The sequence below is a fragment of the Ectobacillus polymachus genome (genome assembly GCF_048159605.1).
Classification (GTDB): Bacteria; Bacillota; Bacilli; order Bacillales; family Bacillaceae_G; genus Ectobacillus; species Ectobacillus polymachus.
The window spans coordinates 315,202-328,068 of the sequence record NZ_JBLREB010000002.1 but is presented as its reverse complement, the minus strand read 5'-3'; the positions used below and the strand labels follow the sequence as shown (position 1 = coordinate 328,068).

Below are 12,867 nucleotides of genomic sequence, written 5' to 3'. Positions count from 1 at the left end.
AATTAAATGACACTTTCTATTTTCGTCGTTACACGCTCAGTTTTTGCTGTTAATTCAACTGATGCTCCACTTTTTTCTTCTATAATTGCTCTTTTGTCGTTACAAGTTGTAAAACCGCCGTTAACCTTCCTTTTTCTGCCGTTAATCCTCTCTTTTTCGCCGTTAAATAGCTGGTTTCCACCGTTAACCTCTGCCTAGGTCCTCTATTTCTGCTCTTTCGCCGTTACATCTTGAATTTCCACCGTTAAACTTCCCATTTTCGCCGTTAAACCGCTGGGTTTCGCCGTTAACGCACCCCGCCCCCGCCGTTCCCAATAACCTAGCATACCTCAAACCTCCCATATTCCTTCAAAAAACGCAGTTTCATAGAGCCAATCGGTCCATTCCGATGCTTGGCTACATTGATTTCGGTCAGATCTTTCTTATCCGTATTCTTATCGTAGTACTCCTCTCGATACATGAGCATAATAACATCTGCATCCTGCTCAATTTGTCCGGTTTCCCGTAAGTCCGAGAGAAGCGGACGTTTATCCGCGCGTGAATCTACCCCACGTGAAAGCTGCGAAAGGGCAACGATGCAGACATTTTGGTCACGGGCGATTTGCTTCAGCTTACGAGACACTTCGCTCATTTCTTGGAAGCGATTCGGCTGGTTTTTGCTATCCCCGGTTAGAAGCTGCAAATAATCAATAATAATAAGCAAGGGCTTATCTTTATACTTTTTCTTTAGCTTGCGGATCTGGAATTCAATCTGCTGCGGGGTGACGAAGCCGTTGTCGTAGATGGTTAGCGGAAGCAGGGATAGCTCTGCACATACATTGGTTGTGCTTTTCCAGTCTTCTATCGTGAACTTCAGCTTCGGATTGCGGAGCTTCGTGCTTCTCACCATTCCCATTGCCGTTAGCATGCGCTTTAGCAGCTGTTGCTTACTCATTTCAAGAGAGAAAATTCCAACGGCGGCCTCCTTACTAGCATGGATGGCAAGATTTAGGGCGAAGGCGGTTTTCCCCATCGAGGGCCTGGCGCCAATGACGATAAAATCACCAACCTGCAGCCCTCCGGTAATGTTATTAAGCGGGGCAAATCCCGTATCAATCCCGTTTAATTCGCCTTCCTTATGCAACAGACTTCGGTATACTTCCGAAATCGTATCCTTGATATCATCCTCTTCCTCGTATTCCTCTTCTTCAAGCTGCAGAAGTCGTTCCACCGCCGTTGAAATGAGCCCTTCCTCCTTCTGCATATGCAGCTGTTCATGCAGCCTATATCCAAGCTTGGCAGCGACCCGCATTTTCCACGAGCTTTGCACGAGCTCCTCGTAATATTTGATATTTGCAACGGTAGCTACACTATCTACTAACGTAACGAAATAGGAAATACCGCCAATCTCCTCCAAGAAGCCAGGCCCTAATTTCTGCACAAGCGTCGTAGCCTCAAGCGGTTCTCCTGCTTGCACGATGCTCTGCATCACCTGAAATAGCTTGCAATGCACCACTGTTGAAAACTGCTTCTCCGTCAACCTGCTCTCTTTAATAAGCTCCCCATCTAGTAGGAATGATCCTAACACCGCTTGCTCTGCTTCTATATTTTGAATCATGGCTTCCAGCTAGCCTCCTTAAGGAACTGCTGCAGCTCTTCTTCCGATGCAGCCTGCTTCTCCCACTGCTCCATCTCCTCGAACATCTTCTTCGTCTCCGCAAACGGATCATGCTGGTTCTTCCGCTCTGGTTCCATCTTCTCTTTCTTCTCAAACTCCTTCTTCTCTTCCTCTACATCAGCAGGGCAGCGAAGCCCTTTCCGATGCCAATCACGTAAAATCCCCTTCACATACGCAAGCGTACGTTTATCCTTGTCATGGGCAATATGCAAAGCCTTCAGCACGAGCTCTTCGGATAAGTCTTGAATCCATCCGTTTAATTCCTCTACTACGTAAGAAGAAAGCGAAGAGAAATGCTCTTCATAAAACGTAAATACATCACTCGTTCCGATTGGAATTTCTTCCTTCGGCTTTGCAGCTGTTTCCGTTACAACTGGCTCTTCCTTTGGCTCTAAATCCACCTCTATCGTAGACACTTCCTCCACTAGCTCCTGTTTCCCCATTTCAGCCTGGTCATCGTGACTCTCCTTAACCGGCATGCCAAAGTATTTAAGAAGAAGCGGAATCGAAAGCTCTTCCGCTAGGCATCGCTCTAGAAACAGGTTCACAAAGTGCTTACTCTTCACATTCTTTAACTCTCGCAAGACGCACTTCTCTACATTCGTATTCGTAATCGGATTATAGCGAACCCAGTTTACGAGCAACACTTCTCTCGTCTGTTCATCATAAATCACCTTTCCGTAGTCAATAAAACGCTGCAGAAGCTTCTCCACCATATCGTAAGGCAAACCTAGTTCTAACTCCGAAACCTTTCTAGGCAGCTGATAAATTCCGCACTGCGTCGTCTTTGTGCAAGTAAGCAAATACAGATAGAAATACCGCTCCTCTTGCGTCAAATCCAACACAAAATCATCCTGCCAAAAACTCACTTGAACCAATCGATACGTTGCCATATGTAATCCCTCCCGTTTTTCTTACTCGTATAATAAATAATGACAAACGAGAAAAAACGGGAAAAAAATTTCGTTTATGTTGAAAAAATTTTTTCAGCTGCCACTTTGGTCGTTCTTCTCTATTTATGCATCTGCAGTTGTTTTTTTTTTGATTTAGGATATGATTTTAAATATGAATTAATACTTGTAAGGGGTTTGCAAGGGGATGATGAACAGATAAAAAAAGACAGGCACCCCATTAAGGATACCTATCTCCTATCATCCATTCGGATACTTATTTGATTACATACTGTGAGTCATTCCGAAGATAAGACCAGAAATATATGGGATCAACCAAATGAACCATACAGTAACACTTAGTTTGTGGAATGTGATCTTCATTTTTGCATCGTTCTTAACTAATACAACCGTTGCCCATACGGCATGGAATAACATAAGTAAAATTGCTAATAATCCGGTGATTCCATGAAAACTAAAGAGGAATCCATTTGTAGCCAATCTCTCCATCAAGCTAGTTCCAAGTGTATCACATACTAAACCAAGCCAGAAAATTACGACGTGCCAAACCTTTAATGTCTTTTGAATCTTTTCACTCCATACTCCAATTGTATAAAAAACGAGGGCTGCTGTAATAAATGTAATAGCATATGCTAACACATCAATCACTCCTTCCATGTTGTCATTTAATGTTGTCATTTACCTTACACAAAGAATCTTACCTAAGAATTATGAATGGAATATGAACGTCAGATTGCTAAATGAATTTCTATAAAAAATATTAATGAGCAGTTGGAAACAGTTGGTTTATGGGATTTTTTAGCGGGGAATATAGCTATTATCTTATACAGTTATTGGTATTATAGATTTTGAAAATTAAACCAATAATATCTTGCAAGATCAGATGTTATTGGCTATAGTAAACATATATCTTGTTTTACAAGGTATATGTTTTTAGCCTATTTACCTTGTAAAACAAGGTAACGAAAGGAGATAATATGGCAGATACTACGCAAATGTTAAAGGGAATCTTAGATGGCTGCCTATTAGCGATTATTAAAGAAGGAGAAATATATGGCTATGAATTAGCTGCAAAGTTGGAATCATATGGATTTCATTCTTTTAGTGAGGGTACCATTTATCCCTTGCTATTACGTATGCAAAAGGAAAAATTAGTAAATACCACTTTACGAAAATCCACAGCAGGACCGAAAAGAAAATATTACACCTTAACTGAAAAAGGAGAACAAGAGCTCCAATTATTTATCGAACGTTGGGAACATTTGAATTTTGCTGTAAACAATGTATTAAGCAAAGGGGGAAATAATAAAGTATGTTGTCAAAAAAATCAGAACAATTCTTAGTAGAACTTCGCATGTATTTAATTTCTAAAGGAAAAAATGACAATGAAATTAACGAGATTACCGAGGAGCTTGAGGTTCATCTACTAGAAGCAGAGGCACAAGGAAAAGATGTATCCCATATTATTGGAAATAGCCCAAAGCAGTATATGAAAAGTATTGGAAAATCAATGAACACTGATTTTCGTCAGCTTGTAGTCTTAATACCGATGATGTTACTTCTCTTCGTTGCATTTCTTTGTTTTGGACCAGCAATTGAAGGTAAATTCTCATTATCCAATAGTATAATTTGGACGATGCTTCTAACAATATGTGTAAGTTTCCTTATTTATGGCTTGCTCTTATTTAAAGTATTACCTAAATTTTTTCAATCAAAATGGGGTTACATCCTTGCCTTTGGGGCTTTTGTATTAGTGACTGGATTAGATGTTGTCATTACACTTTGGTTTCATAAACAAGGTGCTGAAGCTACTTTTAATGCAACGCCTTTTCAAAATAATTTGATTGTCTTGCTTTGTATTGTCATATTTATTGGTTCAGCCATTTACACAAAATCGTGGTTTTTGATCCTTATACCATTATTTAATTCGCTTGGACCTCTCGCTACTCGATTTATTCCAGAAGAAATAAATAGAAATCCAACATATGTTTTTTATACTACTTTGTTTTTATTGATCATAACTGCCTTCGTGATTGTCATTTTTATTAGAAAAAGAAAGAGTAGTACAATTAAAAGGTCTTAGACTCCGCTACTCAAACTAGTAAAACAAATAAAGACCCTCTGCAAAATAGCAAAGTCACCTAAAGAAAACCTCAAAAATACACCCGCTATTTTTTTTTTTTTATTTTTTACCATTTTTGTCATTCGCGTTACAATCATGTCGAAATCTCAAATAAAAGGAGACGGATACGAATGAATCAAAAGGTAATTCCATTTAAAAAACCGAAGAATTGGGATGATTTGGTGCATGAACAAGGGGCAATCTATTTCTCAAAATTTAATGAGGACCTTGGGATTTTTATTCGCTCGTATGAGCAGAAGGGTCAGCTCATTGCCTCGCTACATCTGATTGAACGAGGAGAAGAAGAGAACATGTACCAGATACGAGATAATATTGAAGCTCTTATTTTTCCTAACGAAACGCAGCGGCGGCATTTCATTGACACATTCGGGGATTTAAGTGCAGTGGATTATTATTTAGAATGGGATTTAGGAGACAAGCATATGTTGAAGTAACATTTTCTACAAAATATGCAGGCACCCAGTCAAAGGATGCCTGCATATTCTAATACGTTTATTCGTGATATCCATCCGGATGCCCGCTGTGCCAGTTCCAAGCCGTCTTAATGATGGCTTCTAGTGAAAACTTTGCTTCCCAGCCAAGCTCTTCATGAATTTTCCCTGAAGACGCTATGAGCTGTGCAGGATCTCCGGCACGGCGATCAGCAAGTACAACATTTGCCTTCCGCTCCGTCACACGCTCACACGTTTCAATAATCTCCTTCACAGAAAAGCCTGTTCCGTTTCCAAGATTATACGTTTCACCGTCTTTCGAACCATCTAACAAGCTCTTAACTGCAAGAATATGTGCCTCTGCAAGATCCGTGATATGAATATAATCACGAATACAAGTTCCATCCGGCGTTGGATAATCCGTTCCGAAAATCGAAATAGACTCCCGCTTTCCAAGCAAATGCTGCAGCACAAGCGGAATTAAATGCGTTTCCGGATTGTGGTCCTCGCCAATCTCTCCGGACACATGTGCACCCGCTGCATTAAAGTAACGAAGAATAACATAATGCAAGCCATACGCATCATGGAAATCCTTCACCATTTGTTCGATCATCAGCTTCGAACGTCCATATGGATTAATCGGATTCGTCTTTGTTTCCTCAACAATTAAATCGGTATCAGGAATGCCATATGTAGCTGCTGTAGAGGAGAAGATAAAGTTCATAACCTTATACTTCATCATCATCTCAAGTAGTAGTAGCGTAGCCGCTACATTGTTTTTATAATACTTTAAAGGGCTCTTCACAGACTCTCCGACAAGACTAAACGCCGCAAAGTGCATAACTGCATCAATCGAATACTTAGTAAACACACGGTCTAAATCCACTTGATTGCTTAAATCTCCTTGTTCGAAAATAACTCTTCTATCTACACTTTCTTTATGACCAGTAGATAGATTGTCAAGTACAACAACTTCATGGCCCTGGTCTACTAATTCTTTTACGGTATGACTGCCGATATATCCGGCACCGCCAACGACTAGAATCATAGGATAATCTCCTTTCTAACTTCAAAGTTCAGCTCTTATCAAATTTAGCATAAAGTCCTAGCAATACTATCCTCACCATACATTACCTACTACCGATTCTCAACTGAAATTTTGTAATACAAAAGGCAGACCTAATCGTCTGCCTTTTGCTTATTGTACCGGCAAAGCTAAATGCTCGCGAAGCTTCTTCGATAAATCATTACGCGTTTGATCTGATACGACATAGTACCAAATGCCGTTCATCATTTTTCCCTCGCCGTTGATTTGCAATTGTTCTTTATTATTACTGCAATCTTTATAATTTTGTTGAATCTTAACCATATCATCTTGAGTTAAATTCGTTTTTACATTCTTCTGAATGGCACTTAGAATGGAACCATAGTTAGAAAGAGAAGACACATTCGCACCTTTCTTGATAATGGCTTCTAGCACAGTTTGCTGTCGCATTTGTCGTCCGAAATCACCGTTCGGATCTTCATGTCGCATACGTGTATACGCAAGCGCCTGCTCCCCATCTAGATGAATGGTTCCCTTCGCAAAATGCATCCCATCTTGTGTAAAGTCCTGATTATTTACCAAATCAACGCCGCCAACAGCATCAACTAATGCCTGAAATCCTTCCATATTTACAGCAATATAATAATCGACTGGAATATTAAGGAAATTCTCAACTGTATTTACACTCATATTCATACCGCCAAAGGCAAACGCATGGTTAATCTTGTCCATCGTTCCCTTGCCAACAATCTCTGTGTATGTATCACGAGGAATGCTAAGTAGTTTCATAGACTGTGTACTCGGATTCAATGTCATTAACATAAGAGAATCGGAACGCCCTGAATCTCCTGGACGTTGGTCATATCCTGCTATTAAAATAGAGATAGGCTTCTTATCCCCTGGATTTACCGCTGCATCACGCTTATCAGACTTACTTCGATCTAAAGGCTGATTCATAGATTGTAGCGTTTTATGTACATTTGTGTAAATATTATACGCATATGCTCCTACGCCAATGATAGCAACACCTAAAATTCCGACGATCCATAAGATAATTTTCTTCTTCATAGTGACAACCTTTCTATCTTTTCCTTATTTATATACATGATGGTATTTATTGTATGATGGATTGAGAGAGAAAGCAATTGACAAATCAGATAATTAATTATACAAGAAACATAGCAGGGTATATATTTTACAAAATTAATATATTATTTTACAAATTTCTTACTTAAGACTATTTAAGGAATTTTTACAATATATGAAGTGGAAGTAATAGTTTCAAAGATGACGCATCAAGTTTAAAAATCCTCATATCTCCTAATTCTTTTTGCATTATCTTAGCAGTTGCACTACTATTTTTCCTAATCATTATTTACTGGCGACACTAAATTATCATTAATTTTTTAGACATTTTAGCAACCCACTATATTATATAATGTTTATTTCACTATATATCTATGTGAAGTTTTTCATTATCTTTAAATCGAAATAAAATTCTCCCTATATCTTCCCTATATCTCCTTTTATTGTTATAGTTAAATAATGTAAAGATACGAACTAGTAAACTACATAACTAATATATTAGAGGGGGGAATTATCAAATGTTCAAAAGAGCATTAAATATTTTATTCGTTTTAGTACTCATAAGTATCACTTTTAATTCTAATGTTTCTGCATCTAATAATGATATTACTCCACCTACTTTAAAGAGTATCTCTATACTAGAAAGTGAGGTACATCCTGGGGATACTCTACATATTGAGATGGAGGCCTCTGATTCTGAGTCTGGAGTAAATACAAACTACTTGGCAGCAATTTTAAAAAGTGATGTATCAGATATTACTTTTAATGTTTATTTTCACTACAATCCTTTGACAGGGAAATATGAAGGAACGTATACCATTCCTGCTACTATGGCTAATGGAAAATATTCTTTTTCTGCTGTCTTATTAGAGGATATGGCTGGCAATTCTAAATTTTATTACCCTTCTGGTGAATTTACAGTAAGTGGTGGGAATTCAGATATAACTCCACCTACTTTAAAGAGTATCTCTATACTAGAAAGTGAGGTACATCCTGGGGATACTCTACATATTGAGATGGAGGCCTCTGATTCTGAGTCTGGAGTAAATACAAACTACTTGGCAGCAATTTTAAAAAGTGATGTATCAAATATTACTTTTAATGTTTATTTTCACTACAATCCTTTGACAGGGAAATATGAAGGAACGTATACCATTCCTGCTACTATGGCTAATGGAAAATATTCTTTTTCTGCTGTCTTATTAGAGGATATGGCTGGCAATTCTAAATTTTATTACCCTTCTGGCGAATTTACAGTAAGTGCTGGGAATTCAGATATAACCCCACCTTCTTTAAAGAGTATCTCTATACTAGAAAGTGAGGTACATCCTGGGGATACCCTACATATTGAGATGGAGGCCTCTGACTCTGAGTCCGGAGTAAATACAAACTACTTGGCAGCAATTTTAAAAAGTGATGTATCAAATATTACTTTTAATGTTTATTTTCACTACAATCCTTTGACAGGGAAATATGAAGGAACGTATACCATTCCTGCTACTATGACCAATGGAAAATATTCTTTTTCTGCTGTCTTATTAGAGGATATGGCTGGTAATTCTAAATTTTATTACCCCTCTGGCGAATTTACAGTATCAGAGAAAGTAACAAAAACCACTATGACGTTCGATAAAGTAGGCCCACAAGTAGTTGGAAGTCCCATACAAATTACTGCCACATCACAAGGAATTTCAGAACCAGAGTATCGTTTTTTCGTACGTGATAGTAAAGGGCAGCTTTCTACTTTGCAAGAGTACAGTGCTAACAACAAGGTTACCTGGACTCCTACCACGCCTGATAACTATTCGATTATTGTCCAAGCTAAGGATAAAAGCAAATCAGGTGCAAATCTTTTCTTTGAAGCTCGATCAGAAATGAATTACCAAGTTCAGGGTGGAGAGGTACAACATGTAAATCTAAGCACCGATCAAGCTTCTCCGCAAGCTAGCGGAACGCCTATCACATTTACTGCTTCATCTGACGGAAGTAGTAGCCCAGAGTACCGCTTCTTCGTACGTGATAGTAAAGGGCAGCTTTCTACTTTGCAAGAGTACAGTGCTAACGACAAGGTTACCTGGACTCCTACCACGCCTGATAACTATTCGATTATTGTCCAAGCTAAGGATAAAAGCAAATCAGGTGCAAATCTTTTCTTTGAAGCTCGATCAGAAATGAATTACCAAGTACAAGGTGGAAAGGTACAACATGTCAATCTAAGCACCGATCAAGCCTCTCCGCAAGCTAGCGGAACACCTATCACATTTACTGCTTCATCTGACGGAAGTAGTAGCCCAGAGTACCGCTTCTTCGTACGTGATAGTAAAGGGCAGCTTTCTACTTTGCAAGAGTACAGTGCTAACAACAAGGTCACTTGGACTCCTACCACGCCTGGTAACTATTCGATTATTGTCCAAGCTAAAGATATAAGTAAATCAGGTGCAAATCTTTTCTTTGAAGCTCGATCAGAAATGAATTACCAAGTACAAGGCGGAAAGGTACAACATGTCAATGTAAGTACCGATCAAGCTTCTCCGCAAGCTAGCGGAACGCCTATCACATTTACTGCTTCATCTGACGGAAGTAGTAGCCCAGAGTACCGCATCTTCGTACGTGATAGCAAGGGTACCCTTTCTACACTGCAAGAGTACAGCGCGAACAACAAAGTCACTTGGACTCCTACTACACCTGGTAACTATTCAATTATTGTCCAAGCTAAAGATGTAAGTAAGTCTGGTGCAAATCTTTTCTTTGAAGCTCGAATACAAACTGATTATAAAATTAATTAATAATTAATTAATGTGTATCTACGAATCATATAGAGACATAAATAGCCAGGTGTGTATCAATAAATAATTCTCATTCCTCCTATAGGAGATGAAAATATTTTGATTATGACTCCCTCTTAGTAGTGTTCGTGGCAATAAAAAAAATGCTGTTTTGGAAATATATTTTCTGTATACCATAGTTTGAGCTTGATGCGGAGAGACGGCTGTAATATACTTGTTCGTCATACAAGAGCTTTAGCTATTACTTTTGAGATGAATTACAGCCGTAGAGGCTCCTTGTAAAGCTGTAAGCATATTATAAAACTAATAAATATGCTGCCATTTCATATATGGGTTAGTTGCAAATACATCTTAGTAGATTTTTGTTAATTATGTTAAAAAAGTATTTGTAGCTTGTTCTAGCAAGAGATTTTAAAGGGGATATAAGATGCCTGTTTCTAAATCACAAATCATTAATCTATTATTTTTAACGACTAGACTAATTTCTTTCTAATAGTATTATATAAGAAATTAAATTTCACAATGTTCCAAATAATTCACGAGACTGATTGAAATACTTTTTCAAACACTTCAATCGGTCTTTTTTGTTTGTATAGTGAATTTTACTGTCTCCAGTTTGTATTTAGTAATCATTTTATGTACTTAATTATTGCAGAATGTTTATTTGCTGTTTTACTATCTGTTACCATTTTGGTTCTATCGTATAGTAGATGAAGGTCTAATAAATTACTTGGGGATCTAGGGTATTTGTATTAAATTTCTAATATCAAGTTGTTAATACAGTCTTACGAATACTCATATTTCTATGTAATCATCATCTTCTGCACCATAGCTCATAAGAACCGCCATTTTAAGCCACTCCCAATTTTAAAACTAGAATAAATTGGTGTGGCTTGATATGGGGAGCCTTTAGAGATATGATTTAGCTCAAAAGCCGAATCATCAAGGTGTTTCACATTGGTAAACAATCCTATCAACCTCTCACTCTATATCAAGGATTTACTTGATCAAGGCGGCTATATTTGAATGATAAATACTCCGCTTGACTGGAATTACGCTTATTAAATAAAACAACACTACAGTTTATTTTCAGATAGATACTATCTTGATAAACCATAGTAGATAGGAATACTTACATATACCTAACATCAAAGAAATCTGATATAAAATTCTTAATAGCCTAGATATTAGTTCTTAACAATATAGCTTTTAGTTTAGCAAATTCATTTAAAAACAACTGTTTTTCATATTTATTCATGCCTAAAGTCCACATGAAAAATAAATATATAAAGCTATATACAAAACATTGCATTATTAAGGTTATCCAAGAATGACTTTGTATTAATAACAATGTCGCTCCAAGACCTATTGAACAAATCATAGATATTCCTAAGCCCTTAGATAGTTCCTTATAAAACCTTGGAATATTTAATCCTGCCTTAACGTGATAATAGATATTCATAGCTATAACATTACCAAAAACTAAGGATAATGCTGTTCCTATAGAAGCTCCGATTGCACCATATATTTTAGCTAAATATATACTAATAATGGTATTAACAATCGCTATGACCAAATATGCGCCAGCTCTAAATCCATGCATATTTTTGGCTTGTAAAATAGATATACCAATGGTTTGAGTTAAAACAATAGAAAGAGGAATCATAATTATTAATGCAATAACCCAGGATATTTCATAACTAGGACCAGCCCACAATATGACAAAAGTTCTTCCAAACAATATAAATCCACTTAAAACAAAGCCAATTATTAAAGATTGGATACGACCTGTTTTTATTAATACGTCTGTCATTTCTTCATTTGAGGCGTTTTTGACCACCATTTTCGTTATTTTAGGAAGAAAAACTCCAGATATTGCAGTTGAAAAAGTAATAAAATATTGACCAAATACCATTCCTATTGCAAAAATCGCTACTTCTTTCGTACTAGCTACAACTCCTAATACTAAATGTCCAATTTTCCAATATATTTGATCTACAACAGCGCTAATAAAAATTAAGAAGGAGTATGAAAAAATTTCTTTATAAATCGACTTATTTAAGCTATGACAGCGTATTTTAACACGTAATCTTATTAAGACATAAAAAATACTTACTATCATAATAGAAATATTAAAAATAGAATCTACTATAACTATTGCTATTGCTTTATATCCTAATGACAACAAAAATAATATGATAGCAGCCCTTAACAAAGTTCTTACTATAGTAAGTATATAAGGTATAACAAATCTTTCATACGCCGTTATAATTCCTGTAAATAAATTCATAGGTAACGTAAGTGCAAGGTTAATAATCAAAATGATATACATCACTTTTGCTATATCAATTTCTTTACTTGTTAACGAGCTACTAAATATATAATCTAAATTAAAAAATATTATCGTACCTACTATTAAAACAATTAATGAAATAATTAAATATATTATTAAGGTTGAAAATAAAAAATTTTCTTCCCCTTTTTTATTGTTTTCTGCTCGATACTTTGCTACAAATCTAACGGTTGTATTTCCTAATCCAAAATCAAGTACAGCAATATAGCCTATAAACGCTCCTATAAGCATATATAAACCATATTCTGACTGTCCTAAATTACGGATAATAAAAGGGGTCAAAATTAAGTTTGTGATGTTAGTAATTAACAGTGATGCATACGATAAGTATATTCCAAATTTTAGTTGATCTATTTTCATACCCTAATTAACTCCAATTTTTATTTGCCTTTACAATTAATATATCAAAATTAAATTCCTACAATGTATCTTAAATTAATTCTATCTAACATTAC

Annotated in this window: 11 protein-coding genes; 4 read left to right on the top strand and 7 right to left on the bottom strand. The window is 36.6% G+C overall.

Translation table 11 applies throughout. From position 1 onward, the window contains the following. Nucleotides 1–203 precede the first annotated feature (203 nt). From ACM5BR_RS12175 to ACM5BR_RS12160, 4 genes are all read right to left on the bottom strand, one after another. Nucleotides 204–326 carry a hypothetical protein gene (locus ACM5BR_RS12175; protein ID WP_416828203.1) on the bottom strand — a complete coding sequence of 41 codons (123 nt, stop codon included), beginning with the start codon at nucleotides 324–326 and terminating at the stop codon, nucleotides 204–206. After that, nucleotides 320–1,597 (bottom strand): replicative DNA helicase, encoded by a 1,278-nt coding sequence (gene dnaB / locus ACM5BR_RS12170; protein WP_416828202.1) that lies wholly within the window; start codon nucleotides 1,595–1,597, stop codon nucleotides 320–322. The genes ACM5BR_RS12175 and dnaB overlap by 7 nt, the downstream gene beginning before the upstream one ends. Continuing rightward, nucleotides 1,594–2,550: a DnaD domain-containing protein gene (locus tag ACM5BR_RS12165; protein WP_416828201.1), complete on the bottom strand. Its 957-nt coding sequence runs from the start codon at nucleotides 2,548–2,550 to the stop codon at nucleotides 1,594–1,596. The genes dnaB and ACM5BR_RS12165 overlap by 4 nt, the downstream gene beginning before the upstream one ends. A gap of 282 nt (nucleotides 2,551–2,832) precedes the next feature. Then, on the bottom strand, nucleotides 2,833–3,207 hold the full coding sequence (locus ACM5BR_RS12160) for an HsmA family protein (RefSeq protein WP_416828593.1): 375 nt from the start codon (nucleotides 3,205–3,207) through the stop codon (nucleotides 2,833–2,835). A gap of 338 nt (nucleotides 3,208–3,545) precedes the next feature. On the opposite strand from ACM5BR_RS12160, the gene ACM5BR_RS12155 reads away from it, so the two are divergent. From ACM5BR_RS12155 to ACM5BR_RS12145, 3 genes are all read left to right on the top strand, one after another. Next, nucleotides 3,546–3,911: a PadR family transcriptional regulator gene (locus tag ACM5BR_RS12155; RefSeq protein WP_416828200.1), complete on the top strand. Its 366-nt coding sequence runs from the start codon at nucleotides 3,546–3,548 to the stop codon at nucleotides 3,909–3,911. Beyond that, complete coding sequence (locus ACM5BR_RS12150; protein ID WP_416828198.1) at nucleotides 3,881–4,651, top strand: DUF1129 family protein; 771 nt, start codon at nucleotides 3,881–3,883, stop codon at nucleotides 4,649–4,651. The genes ACM5BR_RS12155 and ACM5BR_RS12150 overlap by 31 nt, the downstream gene beginning before the upstream one ends. A gap of 170 nt (nucleotides 4,652–4,821) precedes the next feature. Then, on the top strand, nucleotides 4,822–5,145 hold the full coding sequence (locus ACM5BR_RS12145; protein ID WP_416828196.1) for a hypothetical protein: 324 nt from the start codon (nucleotides 4,822–4,824) through the stop codon (nucleotides 5,143–5,145). A gap of 58 nt (nucleotides 5,146–5,203) precedes the next feature. Here ACM5BR_RS12145 and galE read toward each other — a convergent pair whose 3' ends face one another. Together galE and tagU are read right to left on the bottom strand one after the other, a co-directional pair. Beyond that, the gene (gene galE / locus ACM5BR_RS12140) at nucleotides 5,204–6,190 is read right to left on the bottom strand and encodes a UDP-glucose 4-epimerase GalE (RefSeq protein WP_416828195.1); all 987 of its coding nucleotides are present in this window, start codon (nucleotides 6,188–6,190) and stop codon (nucleotides 5,204–5,206) included. 150 nt (nucleotides 6,191–6,340) lie between these two features. Then, complete coding sequence (gene tagU / locus ACM5BR_RS12135) at nucleotides 6,341–7,255, bottom strand: polyisoprenyl-teichoic acid--peptidoglycan teichoic acid transferase TagU (protein WP_416828193.1); 915 nt, start codon at nucleotides 7,253–7,255, stop codon at nucleotides 6,341–6,343. Between the two features lie 536 nt (nucleotides 7,256–7,791). On the opposite strand from tagU, the gene ACM5BR_RS12130 reads away from it, so the two are divergent. Beyond that, complete coding sequence (locus ACM5BR_RS12130) at nucleotides 7,792–10,059, top strand: triple tyrosine motif-containing protein (protein WP_416828192.1); 2,268 nt, start codon at nucleotides 7,792–7,794, stop codon at nucleotides 10,057–10,059. A gap of 1,180 nt (nucleotides 10,060–11,239) precedes the next feature. Here the strand turns inward: ACM5BR_RS12130 and ACM5BR_RS12125 are convergent. Further along, on the bottom strand, nucleotides 11,240–12,772 hold the full coding sequence (locus tag ACM5BR_RS12125) for an oligosaccharide flippase family protein (protein WP_416828191.1): 1,533 nt from the start codon (nucleotides 12,770–12,772) through the stop codon (nucleotides 11,240–11,242). Between the last annotated feature and the right edge of the window lie 95 nt (nucleotides 12,773–12,867).

What these genes read in the sequence shown, in the direction of transcription:
- ACM5BR_RS12175 (WP_416828203.1), bottom strand. Translation starts at nt 326, where the DNA reads ATGCTAGGTTATTGGGAACGGCGGGGGCGGGGTGCGTTAACGGCGAAA.
- dnaB (WP_416828202.1), bottom strand. Translation starts at nt 1,597, where the DNA reads ATGATTCAAAATATAGAAGCAGAGCAAGCGGTGTTAGGATCATTCCTA.
- ACM5BR_RS12165 (WP_416828201.1), bottom strand. Translation starts at nt 2,550, where the DNA reads ATGGCAACGTATCGATTGGTTCAAGTGAGTTTTTGGCAGGATGATTTT.
- ACM5BR_RS12155 (WP_416828200.1), top strand. Translation starts at nt 3,546, where the DNA reads ATGGCAGATACTACGCAAATGTTAAAGGGAATCTTAGATGGCTGCCTA.
- ACM5BR_RS12150 (WP_416828198.1), top strand. Translation starts at nt 3,881, where the DNA reads ATGTTGTCAAAAAAATCAGAACAATTCTTAGTAGAACTTCGCATGTAT.
- ACM5BR_RS12145 (WP_416828196.1), top strand. Translation starts at nt 4,822, where the DNA reads ATGAATCAAAAGGTAATTCCATTTAAAAAACCGAAGAATTGGGATGAT.
- galE (WP_416828195.1), bottom strand. Translation starts at nt 6,190, where the DNA reads ATGATTCTAGTCGTTGGCGGTGCCGGATATATCGGCAGTCATACCGTA.
- tagU (WP_416828193.1), bottom strand. Translation starts at nt 7,255, where the DNA reads ATGAAGAAGAAAATTATCTTATGGATCGTCGGAATTTTAGGTGTTGCT.
- ACM5BR_RS12130 (WP_416828192.1), top strand. Translation starts at nt 7,792, where the DNA reads ATGTTCAAAAGAGCATTAAATATTTTATTCGTTTTAGTACTCATAAGT.
- ACM5BR_RS12125 (WP_416828191.1), bottom strand. Translation starts at nt 12,772, where the DNA reads ATGAAAATAGATCAACTAAAATTTGGAATATACTTATCGTATGCATCA.